The following is a 20,371-nucleotide window of genomic DNA, read 5'->3' as shown; positions in this document are numbered from 1 at the left end:
CTCCTCTTTTTTATGAAAATTTCTTTGTTTTGTTAAGCTTTACAGGGTCAATTATACATTTCAATCTTAAATCGTACCAGTTCTAATTCAATTTTTCCAAATTCTTTTTGCAACTATAAATAACAGTTAGATTTCAATTCTATCTTTGAGATTGAAAAGCTCTTGTGGTCAATGTAAAATAGATATGCGTGTGAATTATCGTATAAACGGGAGAACAAAATGAAAATTATTTTTCATTATCAACAGATCAACTGGTAGTTGTTCCTCCGCACTTTGTATAAAAGGAGTTGTCCAGCTTGATCACTTTAGCCGGAATCATCGGGTCTGGTAAATCCAGCCTGACTGCATTATTAGCACAAGAACTGGGGACACAGCCATTTTATGAACCAGTAGAAGACAATCCTGTCTTACCATTATTTTACCAAGGCAATGAGCTCGCTGCTAAACGTCGCGCTGCCGGCGAAAAAAATGTTTCGAATCCCTATGCCTACTTGTTGCAAACTTTCTTCTTAAATCGTCGTTTCAAAATGATAAAAGAAGCGAAGCAAGGTAGTAACAATATCCTAGATCGTTCAATATATGAAGACGCGATGTTCATGAAGATGAACACGGCAATGGGAAACGCGACTGAAATTGAATATTCGATCTATAAAGAATTATTAGCCAATATGCTCTCAGAGCTCCAATATGTTACAGACGATCCTACTGAAGACTTAATGGTCATGATCAATGTTTCATACGATACAATGATCAAGCGGATCAAGAAACGTGGGCGTGAATTTGAGCAGGTAGAAACTGACCCCAGTTTAGTTAGTTACTATCATAACCTCTTAGATTATTATAGCAGCTGGGCAAGTTCCTATAATATCTCCCCGTTCTTAATGATCGATGGTGACAAATATGATTTTGTCGAAAATCTTGCCGACCGCGACCACGTTTTAAATCAAATCGAAGAAAAATTAGTCGATTTAAATAAAATAACTCCAGCGAAGTTCCAACAGCTCAAACAAAACCGTTCTTAGATAAATAAAACTATGAGAGCAACATGGCCAAATAATCAGGATCATGTTGCTCTCATAGTTTTTTATTGTTTTCTTTTTTGCTGGTTTGATCAATCTTCAGCCGCTTCAATTGCTTCCAAAATGTTCTGCAAATTACGGCATTCGTTTTGTACGCTCTTGCGTTTTTCATCATAAACCTTCAGAAATTCAGAAGCTAAGGTAGAATTGCCAATTTCATCACACACATTATCCAATTCCATAGCTTCTGCTTCTGCAACTTGATAGTCGCGCAAAATATCAAGCTTATTGCCCATGACAAAGCCTCCTAAAATAAATTGTAATTAACGATCCAGAATAATTTACCACTTTTGAAGAAGGATGTTAACACTTTTATTTTACAAAAACATTACATTTTTAAGAAAAAACTAACTTGTTTAAGAAGACTGTTAAGCCGGTTCTAAGTTGCAACTTATTCTTGGCTAAGATCCATCACATCACGTGCGATCATTACTTCCTCGTCTGTTTGGATCCTCATTACAGTAACTTGCGAATCAGGCCCAGAGACAATATCAGTCACCCCTCGTTTTTGATTTTCTTCTTGATCGATAGTGATCCCCAAAAATCCAAGCCGCTCCATAATAGCAGCTCTGATCTCATCAGAATTTTCGCCGATTCCGGCTGTGAAAATAATGCCGTCCAAACCACCCATTTCAAATGTATACTGGCCAATGTATTTCACTACGTCTTTGACCAAAATGTCAAGCGACAACTGCGCACGATGGTTAGCATGAGCAACCTGCATAATATCTCTGCTATCCTGTGAGATCCCAGAAATGCCTAACAAGCCAGATTCTTTATTCAACATATATATCATCTCAGACATTGAATCGATATTTAGTTTTTCCATCATGTAAGATATCATAGCGACATCTACATCACCAGAACGAGTTGCCATTGTAATACCGGTCAACGGTGTGAACCCCATTGATGTATCAAAAGATCTTCCTCCTTTAACGGCACAGATCGAAGCACCTGCACCTATATGACAACTGACCAGCTTAAGATCTCTCAAAGGTTTGTTCAATAATTTAGCCGCTTCGGTGGCCACATAACGATGACTCGTACCGTGCGCACCATACCTTCTAACGCCATATTTTTCGTACCATTCATAAGGCACACTATAAATGAAGTTTTCTTCTGGGATCGTTTGATGAAAAGCAGTGTCAAAAACAACGACTGATGTTGCAGTAGGTAGGATCTTCCTAAAAGCTTCAATACCCACTAAGTTCGCCGGATTATGTAAAGGTGCCAGATCAGCGATCTCATGGATCTTAGCGATCACAGCATCATCAACAATAACAGAATGATCAAAATATTCTCCACCAGCGACGACACGGTGACCAACACCTTCGATCTCCGAATAATCTTTAATGATATGCAGTTCTAACAACAGGTCCATCAATTCCTGAACGGCCTGTTTATGATTTTTTATATTATCTTTTCGTTCATACTTTTCACCAGCGTGATGCTTAATGGTCACAACAGAAGCAGTTTGTCCGATCCGCTCGATCTGACCAGAAGCGATCACTTTTTCTTCCGGCATAACAAACAATTTAAACTTAAAACTTGAACTTCCTGAATTAACGGCTAAAATTTCCATCATAAATTATCTCCTCTAAACTTCTCTAGCTAAAGCGCTTACCATAAAATTATACAACGCTTACAAATTTTCACAAGGGAAAGTGCCCAAAAAATAGATAGCGTGATCTCTAAAAACGCAATACAATGTTAACTGGACATATTTCTAACAGGAGGAATTCAATGTGTATAAGGAAAAATTTCTAGATATTATTTCCCATGACTCAGAAATCAGCGAGATTTTCGAGATCCTCGAGGAAATGCATTTGCCAGAAGCAACCATTTGTGGCGGTACGATCCGTAATTTAATTTGGAATAAACTAACTGGTCGCGAATCCTCGCTCAAGTTAGGCGACATCGATGTTTACTACAAAGACAGTAGTCAAACTTACGAAGACTTTTTAACGACACAAGAAATTTTAACTCAAAATCATTCGTTTTATTTATGGAATATCAAAAACATTTCATTACCAGCCCGCCATAAAAGTCATAGACGTTTTTATGATTCTATTGAAAAAACGATCGCTGATTTTCCAGAGACGGCTACTAGTGTCGGCGTACAAAAAAAGAACACAGATGAACATCTTATTATTGCCCCCTATGATTTAGACGATCTTTTTAAACTACGTGTCACCCCAACACCCAACTATGCTGTTGGTCAGGCAGGACATCAGCGCTACGAACAACGCCTTACCAGCAAGGCATGGACAGCACGCTGGCCGGAACTTAAAGTTTCCGACTGATTTGTTCTGCCTAAATAAAAAAAGTTTTCTCACGCTAAAGGAGAAAACCTTTTGATTACATACTCAATATTAATTCGTAGGTTCGCCTAACAATTTAATAATATCAATATCGATATTATTGATACTGATCACAGACACTGTATAAAGATCCATGAAAAACACCAATTGTACTAATGTTCCCTTAAAAGCGATAAACACCGAAATAAGGAAAAACAACTGGCTTAAAACGGACCATTTGCGCTTATCTGAAGTGAATTCTTTAAGTTTACCCTGCTCATCTTGTGATAACTTTTCTGGTTCACGAATAGTGGCTTTAGAACGAAGCTTCACCAAATGATAATTACGCCGCACATTATAAATCGTGAGAACAAACAACGCTATATAAACTATCGCTGTCCCAATGTTCAATTGTAAATGTGTCTCCTTTCGTGTCCAGTATTACCCAAAAATTTTGTCAAATTTCTAAACATTTAACGTGCAATGATCACATCACAACTAGCCGCACGGATCACATAATCTGTAACTGCACCGACAAAAACACGTTCAACCGCATTTAATCCTGTTGGCCCCATAATGATCAGGTCAGTCTGGTGATCTTCTGGGAAATCCTTGGCAATGTCAGTTCTTGGAGAACCGAAACGTGCGTGAACATCTACATCCTCGAGTCCCTGGTCCTTAACTCTCTTTTGCAATTCAGTTAAATATTTGTCGACATCTTCAAAAGTCTTATAAACAACGTCTCCGCTAGCATTCAACATACCGGCAAAACTAACTGAAAATTGTTTAAGATCGATCACGTTCAAAATATCTAAGTGCGCGTGGTTTCTTTTGGCAACCTCTACCGCTTTCTTCAAAGCTTTCTCAGCTGCTTCAGAACCATCAACTGGTACAAGGATGGTTTTATACTCTTGTTCTGTCACAGTTGCCACTCCCTTTTTCATACAAAAATTATCTAATTGATACTCATGATACTAACGAAAGTATAACATAAAACTGATGAAATGTCTTACTATTTATCACTGTTTACCTTGAGATAATTACGGCTGCAAACCCTGATCGATTCTAAACTAGACATTACTTCGCCCTCATTTTTTAGATGGTCTGCCATTGTATGTAGGAACTTTGCATAATTACCATCTTTACCATCATAATTGTCCAATTCAGCCTCACAAGCCCGTTTCAAACTCTTCCACACCAACAAAGCACGCTGGGGGTCGCCCTGTGACTCTAACTCGATCCCACGCTGAGCCTCATCGCGGTAAATTTTAGCACGACCCACCAAATACATTGCATTTACTTTTCCCATAACAAAAGCTCCCTTTCTCTCTCACAGATGGTTACGTTTTCATAAAATGCTAACTGTTTTCCTTTAATTAATCAAATTTAAAGACTTGCTTTAAAAAATTTTCTCTTATTCACTCGTACAACTTTTCAGACCCTGATTTTACTAGCTAATTTTAAGACTACATGCTTCGCACAGTGTTGCCTTTAAACTGCCCTGAAAAATTATATATCAGAAAAAATATACAATAATTACCGCTTAATTATAGCAATTATTGTTTTTAAAGTAAATATAAGTGTTATGCAGTATAACAAATGAACTTACCACTTACTTGCTTTTATTTGAGTTTTAAAAAAGCCCGTCATTCAGATATGAACGAAGGCTTTCATTAACTATCATAGTGCCACTGGCAGGAGTCGAACCTGTACTTGGATAACCCAAACAGCGACCTGAACGCTGCGCGTCTGCCAATTCCGCCACAGTGGCAAATACCTATAAATCAGTACCTAACTATCATACAATAATTTGTTTCAAAATAAAAGAGCTTTTATCAAGTTTCTAGTTAACGACCAACAAAAGCCAAAGTTGTTGCAATTTTGTTGCAATGGTATTTTAGGAATGTTGTTATATCAGCGCTTTAAAAGTGATATTCACTGCCACTAGCATGGGCCAAATCTGCCGCATCAAATTTTCAACGGGATCTACTTAGGCGTTTGTACGTGTTTGAAATCGTTATTTTTGATATACTGAAATTGAAGTATTATCAGAAAGAAGAGAAAATATGTCTAAAGTCACTGCACAAACTATCACATATATTGACCATTCACGTGATGATCGTCCGCTAAAAACAACGATCTGGTATCCAGAAAACCTTGATTTAGATCATGCATCTACCTATACTGGTAAAAAACACCCCTTGATCTTGATGTCACATGGTTCCGGCAGTAATCGGATCAGTCTTGCGTGGTTGGCGATCCCGCTTGCGCAGGAAGGCTATATCGTGGCATCACCAGATCACTATGGCAATACATTTAGTGAGCCGCTTCCTGAACAATTCAAACGTTATTGGGAACGACCACGGGATTTATCTTATCTCTTGTCACAACTATTGCAAGAGTATAATCCACTGATCGACCAAGAAAAGATTTACGGTATTGGCTTTTCACTCGGGGCCTACTCGGTAATGGCGATCGCCGGAGTCAATGTCGATCAAAATTTGATCAAACAACAAGAAGACGAAACTTTACCAACTGATGTGGTTGCACAGATGCCGGAATTTGGCAAACTTACCAAAAAAGTTGTCGAAGCTGAACCATCTGAAGTACCGGCCGACCTAAAAGATGAACGTTTTAAAAAAGTTGTGGCCCTCTCCCCTGCATTGGGAACAGGCATCAATTCCATGCTGCAAACTAAGAATGTTGATATTCCTGCCTTGATCATCGCTCCAGGCGGGGACAAGATCGCCCCAATCGAGCAAAACGGTCGCGTGTACCATCATTTTTTGCCCCAAGCCATCTATCAAGAACTCCCGGCAAGTGTGGGACACTTTATCTTCTTACCAGCTAAGAAAAAATACGCTGCAGCTGATTCATTTTGGTATCAAGACGCTCCTGGAGTGGACAGGCAGCAGATCCAACAAGAAACGATCACCACAGTGAAGAAATTTTTGTTAAGTTAAAATTGGAGGTAATATTTTGAAAGACTTAACTAACGAAATACTCACAGTAATTGAAAAACGTCCAGCCAATAGTCACAAGGGTAATTATGGGCGAATCGTCACAGTCGGCGGAGCCAAACAATATGGCGGTGCCATCTTAATGTCAACTTCAGCCGCGGTACATGCAGGAGCAGGCTTAGTGACCTGTACCACGTCTCCGGAAAATTTGACCGCCTTACACGCTGTTGTACCTGAAGCCATGTTTGTTGACTTCACGGACGAAGAAACGGTCAACTCTGTCCTCTCAGGAGCGAATGCGATCGTAGTCGGTCCTGGCTTAGGCACAGATAAAACATCATTGGCGATCATCAAGAATGTTTTTGCAAATGTCACACCTGAACAGTATTTGATCATTGATGGTTCAGCGGTCACTTTGCTTTCTCAAGAAAAGGAACTGCAAGACAACTTACCTGACGCTCACATTATTTTCACGCCGCATGAAATGGAATGGCAAAGACTTTCAGGTATCAAAATCGCAGACCAAACCGAAGAAAACAACCGCCAAGCCCAAGAAAAGTTAGGTGCAACGGTCGTCTTAAAGAAGCACCATACAGAAATTTATGCGCCTAATAAAGAAACTCTACGTTTGCCGATCGGCGGCCCTTACATGTCTACTGGCGGCATGGGAGATACGCTGACAGGGATCATCGCAGGATTTATGGGACAATTTGCCACCCAAGACCCACAAAAAGCTCTGGCTGCTGCTCTTTACATTCACAGCGCTATCGCCGATGAATTAGCGGAGAACTCTTATGTCGTTTTACCAACAGATATCATTGGCCAGATGCAGGAATTTATGAAAAAGCAAGCTCGGTAAAACATTAATTGTGTAGAGAATACAAAAGACGCGGTCGGGAAATCAAATTTGGTTTCTCGACCACGTTTTTTAATTTATTTTTGCTCTAATATTTTAAGTACCGAACGAGTTCTTTTTAAAAAATAACTTATCTCATCATCTTGCATTAACTGAGTATACATAAGAAACATAACATGCAAAATCTCCAAATCTTTTACGAGCTTGAACACGATTAAAAGAAATTTCATCATACCAGTCAGTTGGAAGATCTTGCTTTTCAAAACGCTGTGCAACTTTGGTTAAAGTATTAATAACTTCATCATGTTGCGCAGTCCGCTTTCTATCAACAGCTGCCCTTTCTTCAGACGACAGAAGCAGCCATTGTGACCTGGTGGAGCTATAGACCACAGAACATTTGATAAAATCCTGCCATAATTTTTTTGTATCTTTGTCAGCTACTTCCACCAATCCAGTGATCTCTTCATAGATTTTTCCTGCTGCTTCAAATGTCAAAGCATTTGAGTTTTCGGTAAAAGCTTTATAAGTGTAAAATTCCAAATTGATCATCCTCCTTTTTAAACACTTGTTTTATATGTAAAGTAAGTATAACATCCTTAAAATGCTTTATGTTTAGAGAAAAAACTAACGCTTGGGAACAGCGAAAGTTTAGTGACCTACTTGATAGCTCAGACGGCATTAGACGTGGTCCTTTTGGAAGTGCTTTAAAAAAAGAATTCTTTGTTCCAAAAAGTAAGTACGTAGTCTATGAACAATACAATGCCATTTATGATAAATATACAACTAGATACAACATTACTGAGGACAAGTTTACTGAACTAAAACGTTTTGAAGTGTGTCCTGGTGATTTTATTATGAGTGGTGCGGGAACCATTGGGCGCATTTCAAGGGTTCCTACAGGAATAAAAAAAGGCGTTTTTAACCAAGCTTTGATTCGTATAAAAATAAATCCAATGTTCACAGATCCACAATTTTTTCTACAATGGATCAGATCAGAAGATATGCAAAATAAATTAACCCAATCTAATCCAGGATCCGCGATGGTAAATCTTGTTCCAATGTCTGAAATCAAACAATGGCGGGTTATTGTCCCCAAAAAAGAGGAACAAGTAAAATTAGGTGCATTTTTACAACAGTTAGACCACCTTATCGCCCTTCATCAGCGTCAGCCATTTTCGCTGAATAGTTAACTTAAACCGGAAAGTGATCTCATTACTAAATCAACATCTTGATTTTCTAACTCTTGAATAATATGCAAGTATGTTTTCTGAGTAGTGGTCATACTTGCATGTCCTAACCTTCGGGCAACACTAGCGATAGACACCCCTGCGAACAATAATAATGATGCATGTGTATGTCTCAATCCATGAATTGTGATAACAGGAACTCTGGCCTTCTTACAAGTCCTTTCTAATATCCCATTGACCGTTGAATTATATACCTTGCCGTTTTCATGCACAAATATTGGTTTATTTTCTGGTAGTCCTTTGATCAACTGTGAAAACTGAATGACTGTTTGCCAATCAAGTTCGACTTTTCTAGCAGAAGATCTATTTTTCGTTGGTAAAAAGCCGCCCTCCCCTTTATAATCCCAAGTTTTATCAACAACGACCACTTGGCGAGAAAATTCAAAATCTGCCGGAGTTAGCGCTAAAGCTTCTGAAAAACGCATGCCGGTTTTTGCGACCAACAAAATGAACCAGTTCCAATCTAATTCGTTTCCCAACTTTAAATTCACAAGCAATGTATGCAATTCGTATTGGTTCAGATATTTTTGCTTTTTAGGTCTGGGAGTCTTCCCTTTGATAATTGCTTTACGTGTGGGGTCACGTTCGATCAACCCTTCATCAACAGCATCTAGTATTGCCCCCTTTAATTGGTGGTGAAAATCCATCGTTGTTTGTCTTTCGTGCTGTTCTGCGTATTTATTGAGTAACCTTTGATAATTAATACGCGTCAGTTCAGCGATTTCAAGTTCCGGTACTAGCTTGACCAACCATTGATGAGTCATCAAATATTTCGCCATAGTAACTTTACGTATTGCCCCTTCCTTATACACAGTAATCCATCGCTCATAATAAACATGAAATAGTTCATTTTTTCCAACTGGATCTGCCATGATATTATCCTCCTAGTGTATTGGCTGACGCTGGTAAAGGATGATAGAGAAACTAAAGGTACTACTTTGATTTTAGCAACTACGGCCCACTACAAACAAATTCTTTTAAATTGTTATATAAACAAAAAGAGCCGAGACCCTTAGCCTCAACTCAATTACTTAGTTAAATTTGTTTTTAAGCTCTAACATCCATTGCGGTAGATCTTTCGTCAATTTCACATTGTGCAGCAACTTATTCCCCGCAGATTTATCTGTCGCTTTCTCAAAATTTACATTTTTGGTAATTTCATCAATGTATGGCACAATTTCAGGCTCAGAGATTGAAAAGGCAGATACAGACCTATCAAGCAAAGCAAAATCAATGCCCTTTTCTTCCGCAAATTCGTGGACTTGATCTTGTTCTAATCCTTTTTTCCACTCTTCGTAGGCATCGTCAAAATTAACATCACTTGATAAGTTTCCTGGAATCAATTCCTGATCTACAAAAGCTCTCAACAAACGCGACTGAACATCTTGTCCCATATTACTTAACTCTTGGATCTGTTCAGAGATGATCCGCAATGTTTCATCGTCTACTGTTTGGACCCCATCTTTTGTTTTGACTCTTTCCCCGATCAAATTCAAAATGTGAGCTGCGTCGATCACCTGTGTGCCTGTCAACTTGGTTTTCCCCGCAGGAGCTTTGATCTCCGGCGATGGGTCGACTGGATCAGGCCCAGTTCCAAAAATATTTTTATAAGCACCGACATATTGCAGCCATTCATGTTCAGAAATTCCAAAGGCATCATCGTCCCACTTAAACTCGTAATACTGTTTGACCGTATTAGCTTGGTCAGCTGCATCTTTAAAACTTACTCCAAATGCTTGCTTTGCCGCTTTATCATCTACTAAATCTTGCCATCCTGTCGGGTCTTCCAAGGTCGGTCTCATTTGCTCGATTGCTAACTTAAGCTTTTTAACAGCATTTTCATACACATCAACGATCGCTTTAGTACTAGTTCCCCCACTTCCATACAATTCCAAAGCGGTGTTTACTATTTTTTCAGTCATTTTAGGAAATTGGAAGTTGATGATCGTACCAAATTCTTTGGTAGAACCAAAAACTCGGTTGGTCCTTGAATATGCTTGGATCAGTCCCTGTAATGCCAGAAAACGATCAACATAGAGTGTGTTTAAACGTTTTGAATCGTACCCCGTCAATAGTTGATCTGCAACGATAATAAGGTCAATGTTCTTTTGATTTCTGCCACTACCGCCCCGCTTTGCACGTTCTGTTAGGTCCTCAAAATAAGCATCTTCACCGTGCATTTGATTACCAGCTTCAAAATGAAGGCCTGTATATGCACCATAATCAGAAAACATTTCATCAATTGTTTGAGAAGCGAGATTATCAGGATCATTTTCATTTCCAAAACTAAAGGTCATCGCAACATTGATTTTTTCATCGCACTTAGCTAGCTGTTTTTTAAATTCCTTATAGTAAGCAATAACTCTTCTTTATAGGCGACCGTTAAAATACCATTGAATTGCCTGGCTTGAGATTGACTCTCCCAGCCGTCCAGTATCTCGGTAACAACTCTAGGAATATGCGTTTCATCTTGGTAGACTAATATCCCCTCTTCAAGTGCTTCCTGTTCAACTTCCAAATCAGACAAACCTTGAACGGACCGTTCGATCTCACGGTCTCCTACTTCAGGATGCTTCAATTTCTGGTGTTCAATGATCTGATCTCGTAAATCATCATAACTATCGAACTCGCCCGTATTAATATAGTCCACATGAAATCCTAAAACATTACCGTCAGCAATCGCCTCTTCGATGGTATAGCGGTGGAGTTCCGGTCCAAAAAGCTTAGTCGTTGTATTGATGACTTCGCTTTTCTTATTGACCTTCCCCTTTACCCCATTTTCTTCAAATAAAGGTGTCCCAGTAAAACCATAGAATAAGCCATACTTTCTAAAGTAGTATTTGATGTCGCCCATCATTTGCCCCATTGTCGTTCTGTGAGCCTCGTCAATAATAAATACCATTTTTTTATCAGCTAAACTTTGATCATGGTTTTCATTCAACTCTTTTACTAACGAGTTTAGTTTAAAGGTAGTCGTAACCACGATCCCCGACTTAACGGACCTTAATTGCTTCTTCAACTGATAAGTAGAATTCGTGTCGTCAACATCAACGGATTCATAAGCTGAATAAGCCCTAAAACTTTCAGAGGTATTACTATCAAGTTCCCTACGATCCACTAAGAAAACTACCTTATCGAATCCGGCACGTGTTGAAAGAAACAGTGCCGTTTTAAAACTAGTAATGGTCTTACCAGAACCAGTAGTATGCCAAACAAACCCACCATGTGGAGTCTTTTGATCATTATCCCAGCCAAATGCAGCTCCCTCGATTGCACGTAAAGCATAGACCTGATAAGGACGCATCAACATATGCCTTTGATTTTCGGGTTCGCGTGCTTCGTCGATCACCAAGTAATCGCCGACCATCTGATGAGCCATCGGGATCTTCAACAGCGTCTTAGTGATCTCTTTCCAATCATTGATTGGCCTATTGTCTTCATCCGCCCAGTGAAAAACAAAGCTAGGGTTAAAATCAGCGATCGATTTCGGCGTAGCAAAATAACGAGTTTCGATCTCAGAAGTAATGACCATCATTTGAGAAAACGCCATGAAATTATTGCTGTACTCACCGTCACGATAATAACGTTTAAACTGACCAAAGGCCTCGTCCAAAGGCTTATCTGTTCTTTTCTGCTCAATATTGATCAGCGGCAAACCATTGATCAAAAGGATAATATCAAAGCGATTATTATTTGGAGTTTGAACCTCACGTGCGATTTGATAAGAAGAATCCCCACCACGCACCTCTGCCTTTTTGAAAATAGTCACCGTAATTTGCCTTCGAGTAACATCTAAGTTTTCATCACGATAAATCCCATCGATTTTTCCTGTCGATTCCTCAATGGAAAGTAATTTGGCAGCCTCATAACTATTACTGATCTGACTAACTTTAGCCAGTATCTGGTCGAATTCATCATCGGTCAATGGAATTCCTTCCAACTGATCCGCATTAATACGATTTAATTGTTGCCTCCAATTGTTGATCAAATCATCAACCGTCACACTATGTGTATTACCATTCAATTCTTCAGCAGCATCCCATTTATAGCTGGCAAGTGCATCAACAAAAATTTTGTTGAAACGACCTTTCCGAAGCATCTTTAGCTACACCACTCACTTAAATTGCCCCCTTTTACAAATATTGAACGTTACATCTTCAAAAATACGTACGCTAAATTTAGACGAACATCTCATTTAAGTATGCTTGCTTCAAACTTTTCAATTTTTCTAACTGTTGCTGATGAAGAGTGATAAAGTGGTCTAGTTGGTCGAAAAAGTATCCTATTCTTTTTTGTTCTTCTAATTCTTTGGGGAATATAACCTTCGTTTTAGCAATATTTGCTTTATTTAATGATAATACCTTTATTCCCTGCATTAAGGGAAGCAACTTTTTATGATAGCTAGGTGAATTTAAGTAATAACCCAAATAATTTCTGGCGAACTTTTTATTTGGTCTGGCTACTATTGTGTGAAGTCCTGAAACTACATAATCTTCTTGAATTCCTGTCAGCTCAAGTGCTTTACCAGCAGTTTCATCTTCGGCAGTATCTGCTATTACTATGTCACCGTTACGTAGCAATTGAGACTTGTATTCTTCAGGTTCAACATTTGTTAGAAACGGAATATCGTTGTTGCTGATATTTAAGATTGGTCCAAATTTGACTAAAATATCACCATAATGAATATTTTTAACTTTACCTGTTTCATAATTTAACCCACTACGTGAAATTGTATTATTAGAGACATTGTAATCAAATATTTCAGAGAACTTTCGCTGTTCCCAAGCATCAGCAAATCCAGGAAATCTTCGTTTAGGCTTACGCTCTCCTTTAGCAGGAAACATTTCTGACAAATAAGCCGACTTTAATTTTTTTAACTTATCATACTTACGTTGATGAAGGGCGATAAGGTGGTCTAATTGATCAAAAAAATCTCCAATTGCTTGCTGTTCTTTGGGAGTGGGAACACGGATTTTAGTATTTAAAATATTTTTGTTATATAGTCGTTTTATTGTACTCCCTTCAAGTCCTTGCCATTTGACAATTAAATAGAATTGCTTTAAAAACTTATTATTCAATTTTCCGTCATGATTAAGCCATACGATGTTGCTATCTTGAAAATATTCGTCTTGTCCTTTATAAGTTATAGTTCGCCCTATACTTCCCGAAGCCGAAATTAAAACATCACCTACTTCAGGAAAAGGATATTTTTGCTTGTACTCTTTAAATAATTTTTGAGTAATATATGAATCTGCTTTTTTACCAAATGTACCAATTTTGTAAAATGGAACCTCCCCAAATTTAGAAGTTTGATTTTTGAAAATACGTTTGTTCATTGCAACTGAACCAAGTTCTCCAAGCTTTCGCCGTTCCCAAGCATCCGCATTTTCGAACTCTTTAAAGCGTCGATATGGTACATTTTTTTGTTTATCGGTCATTATTTCACCACCAATTCACTTAACAAGCTCTCAAATTCATTTTCAACCTTCTTGGTTTCATCTTCCAAGTCAGACAAAGTCGTAGCGTATCGTGAATTTAAGGTGTCTAAAGTTTGCAAGTCAGCTTTCAAAGGTTCCTGCACTAGGTTGACCATTGATTCTTTTAGTCCACCAAACCATTTTTCATAAACCAAACTATCGACCTCTTCATCAGTTAACTGTTCGATACGCTCGTAAACTGCCTCATCAAGTTCTTTCTGCTCTTTTTTGATTGCAGTGTTAAATTTGGACTTTTGACTGATCAAATCAGAAACTTTGTGTAGTAAGTCATATTCTGTTGAACCTTTAGCTGCTGCTTTAAGTTCAGCCTTTATTTTCTTGTTATCAAAGGAATCTTGTGGTTCATCATCTTTATTTTTCTTGACCGATTCATACAATATATTGTTTTCGTCGCTGTCTTCTACTTTGGCAGCTTCGACTAACTCACTTAAGTTTCCTTCAGTTTCAGTTAATTGGTTTTTATGGTCTTCGATTGCCTGAACTTGGTCTGTATATAAATTCTGTGCAATTAAATCATTAGGAACGATCGCACCGACCCAGCCAGATTGTTCTTCATGTTTGTTTGCTCCGGAACCCCTGGTCACCATATTAGGCTCACGAGTCCTGCCGGCGTTATAAAAACCAAGTCCAGCAATCAATTCTAAATCATGCGACAGAGTATCCTTCCATATTTCCGCAATAATTTGGTAACCACTGTAAATGTCCAGACTATCAAACTCAGTTAAAATACGTTTCATATCGGCTAACATTGCTTCGCGAAGGTCTTCCAATTCCGTTTCACTATCTACCGTGGTCAACTTTTGCCAATATTCATCCAAATATTCTTTAACTTTAGCTTCAAGTTCAGCTGATTTGTTTTTGACACGTTGATCTGCCAAAACATCATCAGTTAAATCCGCCACTGATTTATTTAATTTGACGTATCCGTCTCTAATCGGCGTTAATGCTTCATCCAAAACGTCTTTCACAATTGAGTTTAGGACTTTTAAATCAGCAATATTTTTAGTCGGAATGCCACCCAATAGATGAGCATCAACATCCTGTGGGATCTCAGTATCTAACGTTTCCACATAGCGGGGAATATTCAAATTATATTCATTAGCAATGATTTCGTCACGACTGGCTAAATGACTATAGCCTTTAGTTTCAGTCTTATTCACGAAAGTATCAACTATCTGAGCAATATCTTTTTCACGCAAAACGTTTTGCTTGTTCATTTTGACAAAATTTTCTGAAGAATCGATCAGCAATACGGGTGCTGATAAATCGCGGTCCTTCTTCAAGATCATGACACAAACAGGGATACCCTTATTAGTAAACATGTTACTTGGTAGGCCAATTACTGCATCGATGTAATTTTTATCTAGCAAGCGTTTTCGGATCTCTCCTTCAGTTCCGCCACGAAACAAAACGCCATGAGGTAAAACGATCCCCATCGTTCCTTTTTGCCCCAAATGATATAAACCATGCATCAAATATGCAAAATCACCTTTAGAATCCGGTGGCAAGACCCCAAAATCAGCAAAACGAGGATCGCTGACTTTTAAAGGTTTATCTTCCCGTTTATTCCACTTTTGATCAGAATACGGTGGATTCATAACTACAGCATCAAACTGCACGCCTTCATCAGGCCGTTCCGGATCTTCAGGCCAATCTTGCGCTAAAGTATTGGCGTTTCTAATATCCATTTTTTCAGGACGAACGCCGTGCAGTAAGAGGTTCATTCTTGTTAAATTATATGTTTCTGTGATGTATTCTTGACCATAATAGTGCAGATCACGTTGCTCATTCTTAGATAAATGTTTGCCGACTGTTAATAGTAAAGAACCAGAACCAACAGTTGGGTCATAGATCGACTTGATTTTAGATGACTTGGTCACGATCTGTGCCAAAACTTCGCTGACCTGGCTTGGCGTATAAAATTCTCCCGCCTTTTTACCAGCGTTGGATGCAAATTGACCGATCAAGTATTCATAGGCGTCACCTAAAACATCGCCATCTTGCAGATCGACCATATTGAGGTCAGCAAAAAGAAGGATCAAGTCTTTAATATTTCTACTACGTTTGTTAAGGTCACTACCTAAAGCAGAATCAGTTAAATCAATGATAGAGGTCGAAAAAAGACCCTTAAAGTCATCTGCATCGCCTTTAATAGCAATATTGCGTTCAAATGAATTAAGACTATCCATCACCTTTTGTAGCTCAAAATCACCATTGCGAATATCTTTGACCCATGATTGATACAAGTGATCAGGTAAAACATAGTAGCCTAGCACGTCTTGGATCATACCAGTTAAAGTATCGCCTAATTGTTCATAATTCTGTTCATATTCTTTAACAAGATCGACATCTTTAGATAAACCCGCTGATGTTCGAAAGGTTTCCAAAGTTTTATCACTTAAAAACTTGTAAAACATTAGTCCTAACATGTAATCCTTGTAACGGCTAGCATCCATCGAGCCTCGGAGATCATTGGCCCCATTCCATAAACGGCGTTTTATTTCTTCTGAAGTTATCACTGTAGTTCCTCCAATAGTTAGTTTGAAAACATTTTTATGTAATGTAACTATTTTCTATTCTAGCATTTCTAGCAAAAATTCAAATAAAAACTTGATTTCCACACAGTATGTAAATCAAGTTTTTATAATATTTCTATAGGTTGTAATTGTCTACAATTTCAAAACAGTAACATTTTATGTCTAAATTGAAATTAATGTGATCTAAGAAACTCTCCCAGCACAGCAAAATATTCATCTGGGTTGTCGATCATTGAACAATGCGCAGCATCAGAAATAATGTGCAATTTGCTGTCAGGGATACGTTCTTCCATGCGAGCTACTTCTCCAAGATCCATTGAATCGTCATCTCCAAAAATCAAACAACAAGGGACCGTGATGTCTTTGATCCTGTCTTGAACACTCCAACCAAAAAGAGCACCTTTTACAACAAACTCGTTATCTCCTTGGAAATAGTTGTAGAGAAAATTATTTTTTGTACTGATCACATGTTTAGATGCATTCTCTGGGCGTTTCATAATATATTTTCGGTTAAGCAACTCTATATTATTACGATAACGAGGGTCAGTGTAATCTTGACGAGCCTCGCAATCTCCCATGAAGGCAACTTCCTTCGAGCCTAGTAGTTCTTCACGTTCACGATTGATATTTTTTACATAACTCCCAATGTCATCAGTCATGTCACTAATAATTATTCCTTGCAAAGCTTCTCCGTACTTCAGAGCATACTCTTGAACAAGGACCCCGCCCCAGGAATGACCTAACAAGAAAAAGTTTTCTAATCCGAGTAACTTGCGAACTTCCTCGACTTCATCGACAAAATAGCCTATGTTCGCATATTTTTCTACGTTGTCTTGCTGTGAAAAATCCGGGTGTTCAGAATAATAGGAGCCTAGCTGATCGTACATATAAACTTCGACATCATAATCAGCCAAGCCTTGGCCGAAACCGTCAAATAACTCGTGATCTGAGCCAGGTCCACCATGCAAACAAAGTATCTTGTGCTTGCCTTGTCCTAACTTCTGCGTCCACAAGTGATATCCATTGTTGAGGGTCAATATTTTAACTTCAGGTTCGATCATATGCTTCTTCCTTCGTTTTATATATTTGTAAAGGTCAAAACTTTATATAAATTATATTTACAAGTTAGCAGATCAATTCTGAGTCCCACCTAAGGCAACCATGGCTAAAATGGTATTAAGCGCATCGTGCATACTATCTACGTGAGCCGAGATCGTCCGCCCATCTAACCTTTTAACGGCAGGTAATTGGGCAATCGTATCTGCCTGAGCAGTAGTGTAAACTTGCATTTTTAGTTCAGTTGGAGTTTTGTATTTCAACAGTTTAGTTTCTTCTTCAGTATCAGCTAATACTTCTTTTACAGCTGAAATTGTATCCTCTCTAACTTTTTTTCTTGAATAACTCCATGCAGCATAACGTGAAAGAGACTTTTTAGTTTCTACGAATTTGACCTGAGGGAACATTTTCTCTTCGATCAATTGTTCACGCAAGCCAGAGTCGCCGACTATTAAAGTAACGGGAACACCGATCTCAGCTGCATAAGCGGCATTGATCGTAGTTTCGTTTTGGTACAATTCATTGATCCAAATTTTATACGCTACTCTAGCGCTATAACCGTGGTCCATATTACCTGCTTGTTTGCCGATCCCAGAGTGATAGCCTACAAAAAAGATCTGATCAAAACTTTTGTCCAGTGTGCTCATCATATACTCTGGACGAGGCCAACCATTAATTAAACTGATGCGTTCATCACAGTTAGACAAACGGTTATAGGAAAGGTTATTGCCTTTGGCATGCGAGTCTGCAATGACTATTTCATCAATTTCATCATTTTTACTAGACTGTTGGATCCCTTCTAAGACCCATTCTACTTGTTGGTTATAGAGATCACGGAAAATTTCAGAGTCGTCATGTTCCATATCGAAATCTACAATACCTGCAATACCCTCAATATCTGTTGAAATAAAAATTTTCATTAAATAGATCCTCCATTCATAAAACTAAGTTTCTGCTTTCAAACCGTACCCTTACTGATATGAAACATCTTTATAATACGGTTGTCCCAATGGGCCCATCATCATGCCTTTGACATGTGGATCGATCAAATACACTTGTGAAAGATAATTTAGAGGAGCCACAGGTGCCTCTTGAACTACGATCTTATTTGCTTCTTGTAAGTTGTTCCACCGTTCTTGCGGTTTTAAAGCATATTTATCATTAGCATCTTTGATCAACTGATCGTATCGACTATTGGACCATTTACCATCATTGTTATTATTATGAGTGGTAAAGAGGTTTAAGAAATCAGTTGGGTCTGCATAAACTGGAGTCCAACCGCTCTGAACAACATCAAAGTCACCGCTCTTTTGCTTACTTAAACGACTGTTAAATGGAACAGCGGAAATAGAAACGGATAAATTCTTAAAAGTTGTTTCATACTGCGACTGCAGATATTCATCGACTTGTTTACCGGTTTCTGTGTTGCTTGACAGTATAGTAAATTTGGCAGAAGTCATACCAAGCTCCTGCAGTCCTTCCGCCCACAGCTTTTGTGCTTGTTTCTTGTCATTTTTCACAAGTTGCCCTGCTTTTTTAGCGAAGTCCTGGCCAGTTTTTTCATTCTTGAAGCCAAAGGGAACGTAGCCTGTTGCCGGTAACGACTTATCTTGTAAAACGTGGTTAGTCAGCCTTGGTGAATCAACTGCCATGGCTAGGGCCTGGCGAATTTTTTGATTAGCAAATAATTTATTCTTGGTATTAAACTCTAAATATTGTGTGCCTGGAATTTTACGGACAAATAGATCCTTATTTTTCTTCATATTCTTAACTGTCGAACCGGATATCTGTGCAAATTGGATCTTTTTAGCTTGGTATTGCTGGATCGCCGTCTGCTCAGTCTTATATACTTTCACGTTGACCTTATTCAACTTAACATTTTTGGCATTCCAATAATGCTTGTTTTTAACATAAGACCATGTGTCGTTAGATCCTGTCCAACCCTTCAAAGTAAATGCGCCATTATAAAGGGTATGCTTTGCATCTGTTCCGTATTTTTTCCCTTGTTTTTCAACATACGGTTGATACAGTGGAAATGAAGCAGAAACAGCTAAAATTGATGGAAAATATGGCATAGCCCTGTCTAAGGTCACGACTAGTTTATATCTACCAACAGCCTTGATCCCTAACGTAGAAGGCGCAAGTTTGCCGTTAGAGATCTTTTGATAGTTTTTGACCCCATCAAAATAATAACTTTGGGGAGATTTGGTTTTTGGATCGACCGTTCTTCGCCAAGAATACACAAAGTCTTTGGCTGTAACCGGCTTACCATTACTCCATTTTGCATTTTTACGTAAGTTAAAGACATATTTTTTCCCGTTGTCAGTAGCTTTTGGCTGGTTGGTGGCTAGTGCTGGCTTGATATCGCCCTTAGATGTAAAATCATACAACCCTTCACCGACCTGTTCCGCGACGTCCGAAGAAGTATTATCCATCGCAAGTGACATGTCGATCGTAGAAAGTTCGGCGTTAGTGGCAACATTAAGTGTTTTTCCTTGTGAATCATTCTTTTTAGAACCACAACCGCTGATCAATAAAGCTAATGAAGCAAGGGTAAAAATAGATGCGGCTAATTTTGTTCTTTTTAACATAAAACTCCCCCCTTTTTTATAAAATTCTACACAGTAAATTAAATAAGTCAATCTATATTTTTACGTTTTTTTAATTATTTTAATTAGATATTTATTTTCTAGCGAAATGATTTTTTAGTTTCAAAGCCATTAACTAGGGTGGTTATAAGAAATAATCCGTTTGCATAACGAAATCTTTTCATCCTCCCTTTTGTTAACATGATTAACTTTTTCTAAGTATTCTGCTCATTATTTTGCGACAAAAAAA

Annotated in this window: 19 protein-coding genes and 1 tRNA gene; 5 read left to right on the top strand and 15 right to left on the bottom strand. The window is 38.3% G+C overall.

Features of this window, described 5'->3' with window-relative positions; genetic code table 11:
* Positions 1 to 296 precede the first annotated feature (296 nt).
* Positions 297 to 1,022 carry a deoxynucleoside kinase gene (locus AC3XNE_RS08840; RefSeq protein WP_489831702.1) on the top strand — a complete coding sequence of 242 codons (726 nt, stop codon included), beginning with the start codon at positions 297 to 299 and terminating at the stop codon, positions 1,020 to 1,022.
* A gap of 89 nt (positions 1,023 to 1,111) precedes the next feature.
* On the opposite strand, the gene AC3XNE_RS08835 is transcribed toward AC3XNE_RS08840, so the two are convergent.
* Together AC3XNE_RS08835 and AC3XNE_RS08830 are read right to left on the bottom strand one after the other, a co-directional pair.
* The gene (locus AC3XNE_RS08835) at positions 1,112 to 1,315 is read right to left on the bottom strand and encodes a hypothetical protein (RefSeq protein WP_489831701.1); all 204 of its coding nucleotides are present in this window, start codon (positions 1,313 to 1,315) and stop codon (positions 1,112 to 1,114) included.
* Between the two features lie 155 nt (positions 1,316 to 1,470).
* Positions 1,471 to 2,664, bottom strand: a complete 1,194-nt coding sequence (locus tag AC3XNE_RS08830; protein WP_489831700.1) for an acetate/propionate family kinase — start codon at positions 2,662 to 2,664, stop codon at positions 1,471 to 1,473.
* 160 nt (positions 2,665 to 2,824) lie between these two features.
* Here AC3XNE_RS08830 and AC3XNE_RS08825 point away from each other — a divergent pair, with 160 nt between their 5' ends.
* Positions 2,825 to 3,382, top strand: coding sequence for a nucleotidyltransferase family protein (locus AC3XNE_RS08825; protein WP_489831699.1), 558 nt, complete (start codon positions 2,825 to 2,827; stop codon positions 3,380 to 3,382).
* A gap of 69 nt (positions 3,383 to 3,451) precedes the next feature.
* Here the strand turns inward: AC3XNE_RS08825 and AC3XNE_RS08820 are convergent, their stop codons facing one another.
* The 4 genes from AC3XNE_RS08820 to AC3XNE_RS08805 all read right to left on the bottom strand — a co-directional run bounded on the left by AC3XNE_RS08820 (position 3,452) and on the right by AC3XNE_RS08805 (position 5,150).
* Complete coding sequence (locus tag AC3XNE_RS08820) at positions 3,452 to 3,790, bottom strand: hypothetical protein (protein ID WP_489831698.1); 339 nt, start codon at positions 3,788 to 3,790, stop codon at positions 3,452 to 3,454.
* Positions 3,791 to 3,852: 62 nt separating this feature from the next.
* On the bottom strand, positions 3,853 to 4,323 hold the full coding sequence (locus AC3XNE_RS08815; RefSeq protein ID WP_489831697.1) for a universal stress protein: 471 nt from the start codon (positions 4,321 to 4,323) through the stop codon (positions 3,853 to 3,855).
* Between the two features lie 68 nt (positions 4,324 to 4,391).
* The gene (locus tag AC3XNE_RS08810; RefSeq protein ID WP_489831695.1) at positions 4,392 to 4,688 is read right to left on the bottom strand and encodes a hypothetical protein; all 297 of its coding nucleotides are present in this window, start codon (positions 4,686 to 4,688) and stop codon (positions 4,392 to 4,394) included.
* A gap of 377 nt (positions 4,689 to 5,065) precedes the next feature.
* A tRNA-Leu gene (locus tag AC3XNE_RS08805) sits at positions 5,066 to 5,150 on the bottom strand.
* Positions 5,151 to 5,445: 295 nt separating this feature from the next.
* Between AC3XNE_RS08805 and AC3XNE_RS08800 the strand changes: the two genes are divergently transcribed.
* A complete protein-coding gene (locus AC3XNE_RS08800; protein ID WP_489831694.1) occupies positions 5,446 to 6,342 on the top strand; it encodes an alpha/beta hydrolase family protein in 897 nt (298 codons plus the stop codon).
* Between the two features lie 16 nt (positions 6,343 to 6,358).
* Positions 6,359 to 7,198 carry an NAD(P)H-hydrate dehydratase gene (locus tag AC3XNE_RS08795; protein ID WP_489831693.1) on the top strand — a complete coding sequence of 280 codons (840 nt, stop codon included), beginning with the start codon at positions 6,359 to 6,361 and terminating at the stop codon, positions 7,196 to 7,198.
* 135 nt (positions 7,199 to 7,333) lie between these two features.
* Here the strand turns inward: AC3XNE_RS08795 and AC3XNE_RS08790 are convergent, their stop codons facing one another.
* Positions 7,334 to 7,744 carry a hypothetical protein gene (locus AC3XNE_RS08790; RefSeq protein WP_489831692.1) on the bottom strand — a complete coding sequence of 137 codons (411 nt, stop codon included), beginning with the start codon at positions 7,742 to 7,744 and terminating at the stop codon, positions 7,334 to 7,336.
* A 59-nt stretch (positions 7,745 to 7,803) separates the two neighbouring features.
* On the opposite strand from AC3XNE_RS08790, the gene AC3XNE_RS08785 reads away from it, so the two are divergent.
* Positions 7,804 to 8,385: a restriction endonuclease subunit S gene (locus AC3XNE_RS08785; protein WP_489831691.1), complete on the top strand. Its 582-nt coding sequence runs from the start codon at positions 7,804 to 7,806 to the stop codon at positions 8,383 to 8,385.
* Here the strand turns inward: AC3XNE_RS08785 and AC3XNE_RS08780 are convergent.
* The 8 genes from AC3XNE_RS08780 to AC3XNE_RS08745 all read right to left on the bottom strand — a co-directional run bounded on the left by AC3XNE_RS08780 (position 8,382) and on the right by AC3XNE_RS08745 (position 20,124).
* The gene (locus tag AC3XNE_RS08780; RefSeq protein ID WP_489831690.1) at positions 8,382 to 9,314 is read right to left on the bottom strand and encodes a site-specific integrase; all 933 of its coding nucleotides are present in this window, start codon (positions 9,312 to 9,314) and stop codon (positions 8,382 to 8,384) included. The genes AC3XNE_RS08785 and AC3XNE_RS08780 overlap by 4 nt on opposite strands.
* Positions 9,315 to 9,473: 159 nt before the next feature.
* Positions 9,474 to 10,751, bottom strand: a complete 1,278-nt coding sequence (locus tag AC3XNE_RS08775) for a type I restriction endonuclease subunit R, EcoR124 family (protein WP_489833395.1) — start codon at positions 10,749 to 10,751, stop codon at positions 9,474 to 9,476.
* A 17-nt stretch (positions 10,752 to 10,768) separates the two neighbouring features.
* Positions 10,769 to 12,541 carry a DEAD/DEAH box helicase family protein gene (locus tag AC3XNE_RS08770; RefSeq protein ID WP_489831689.1) on the bottom strand — a complete coding sequence of 591 codons (1,773 nt, stop codon included), beginning with the start codon at positions 12,539 to 12,541 and terminating at the stop codon, positions 10,769 to 10,771.
* A gap of 79 nt (positions 12,542 to 12,620) precedes the next feature.
* On the bottom strand, positions 12,621 to 13,880 hold the full coding sequence (locus AC3XNE_RS08765; protein WP_489831688.1) for a restriction endonuclease subunit S: 1,260 nt from the start codon (positions 13,878 to 13,880) through the stop codon (positions 12,621 to 12,623).
* The gene (locus AC3XNE_RS08760) at positions 13,880 to 16,459 is read right to left on the bottom strand and encodes a type I restriction-modification system subunit M (RefSeq protein ID WP_489831687.1); all 2,580 of its coding nucleotides are present in this window, start codon (positions 16,457 to 16,459) and stop codon (positions 13,880 to 13,882) included. Before AC3XNE_RS08760 ends, AC3XNE_RS08765 begins: the two co-directional genes overlap by 1 nt.
* A 191-nt stretch (positions 16,460 to 16,650) precedes the next feature.
* A complete protein-coding gene (locus tag AC3XNE_RS08755; RefSeq protein ID WP_489831686.1) occupies positions 16,651 to 17,538 on the bottom strand; it encodes a proline iminopeptidase-family hydrolase in 888 nt (295 codons plus the stop codon).
* A gap of 72 nt (positions 17,539 to 17,610) precedes the next feature.
* A complete protein-coding gene (locus AC3XNE_RS08750) occupies positions 17,611 to 18,453 on the bottom strand; it encodes a M55 family metallopeptidase (protein WP_489831685.1) in 843 nt (280 codons plus the stop codon).
* Positions 18,454 to 18,504: 51 nt separating this feature from the next.
* A complete protein-coding gene (locus tag AC3XNE_RS08745) occupies positions 18,505 to 20,124 on the bottom strand; it encodes a peptide ABC transporter substrate-binding protein (RefSeq protein WP_489831684.1) in 1,620 nt (539 codons plus the stop codon).
* Between the last annotated feature and the right edge of the window lie 247 nt (positions 20,125 to 20,371).

It is taken from the genome of Ligilactobacillus sp. JN-6 (Y).1 (assembly GCF_058111525.1).
Note: the sequence above shows the minus strand (reverse complement) of the source record. Positions and strands in the feature narration are given on the sequence as shown.

Coding starts and splice junctions, on each gene's coding strand:
- AC3XNE_RS08835 (WP_489831701.1), bottom strand. CDS start 1,315: ATGGGCAATAAGCTTGATATTTTGCGCGACTATCAAGTTGCAGAAGCA.
- AC3XNE_RS08830 (WP_489831700.1), bottom strand. CDS start 2,664: ATGATGGAAATTTTAGCCGTTAATTCAGGAAGTTCAAGTTTTAAGTTT.
- AC3XNE_RS08815 (WP_489831697.1), bottom strand. CDS start 4,323: ATGAAAAAGGGAGTGGCAACTGTGACAGAACAAGAGTATAAAACCATC.
- AC3XNE_RS08810 (WP_489831695.1), bottom strand. CDS start 4,688: ATGGGAAAAGTAAATGCAATGTATTTGGTGGGTCGTGCTAAAATTTAC.
- AC3XNE_RS08800 (WP_489831694.1), top strand. CDS start 5,446: ATGTCTAAAGTCACTGCACAAACTATCACATATATTGACCATTCACGT.
- AC3XNE_RS08790 (WP_489831692.1), bottom strand. CDS start 7,744: ATGATCAATTTGGAATTTTACACTTATAAAGCTTTTACCGAAAACTCA.
- AC3XNE_RS08785 (WP_489831691.1), top strand. CDS start 7,804: ATGTTTAGAGAAAAAACTAACGCTTGGGAACAGCGAAAGTTTAGTGAC.
- AC3XNE_RS08780 (WP_489831690.1), bottom strand. CDS start 9,314: ATGGCAGATCCAGTTGGAAAAAATGAACTATTTCATGTTTATTATGAG.
- AC3XNE_RS08770 (WP_489831689.1), bottom strand. CDS start 12,541: ATGCTTCGGAAAGGTCGTTTCAACAAAATTTTTGTTGATGCACTTGCC.
- AC3XNE_RS08765 (WP_489831688.1), bottom strand. CDS start 13,880: ATGACCGATAAACAAAAAAATGTACCATATCGACGCTTTAAAGAGTTC.
- AC3XNE_RS08755 (WP_489831686.1), bottom strand. CDS start 17,538: ATGATCGAACCTGAAGTTAAAATATTGACCCTCAACAATGGATATCAC.
- AC3XNE_RS08750 (WP_489831685.1), bottom strand. CDS start 18,453: ATGAAAATTTTTATTTCAACAGATATTGAGGGTATTGCAGGTATTGTA.
- AC3XNE_RS08745 (WP_489831684.1), bottom strand. CDS start 20,124: ATGTTAAAAAGAACAAAATTAGCCGCATCTATTTTTACCCTTGCTTCA.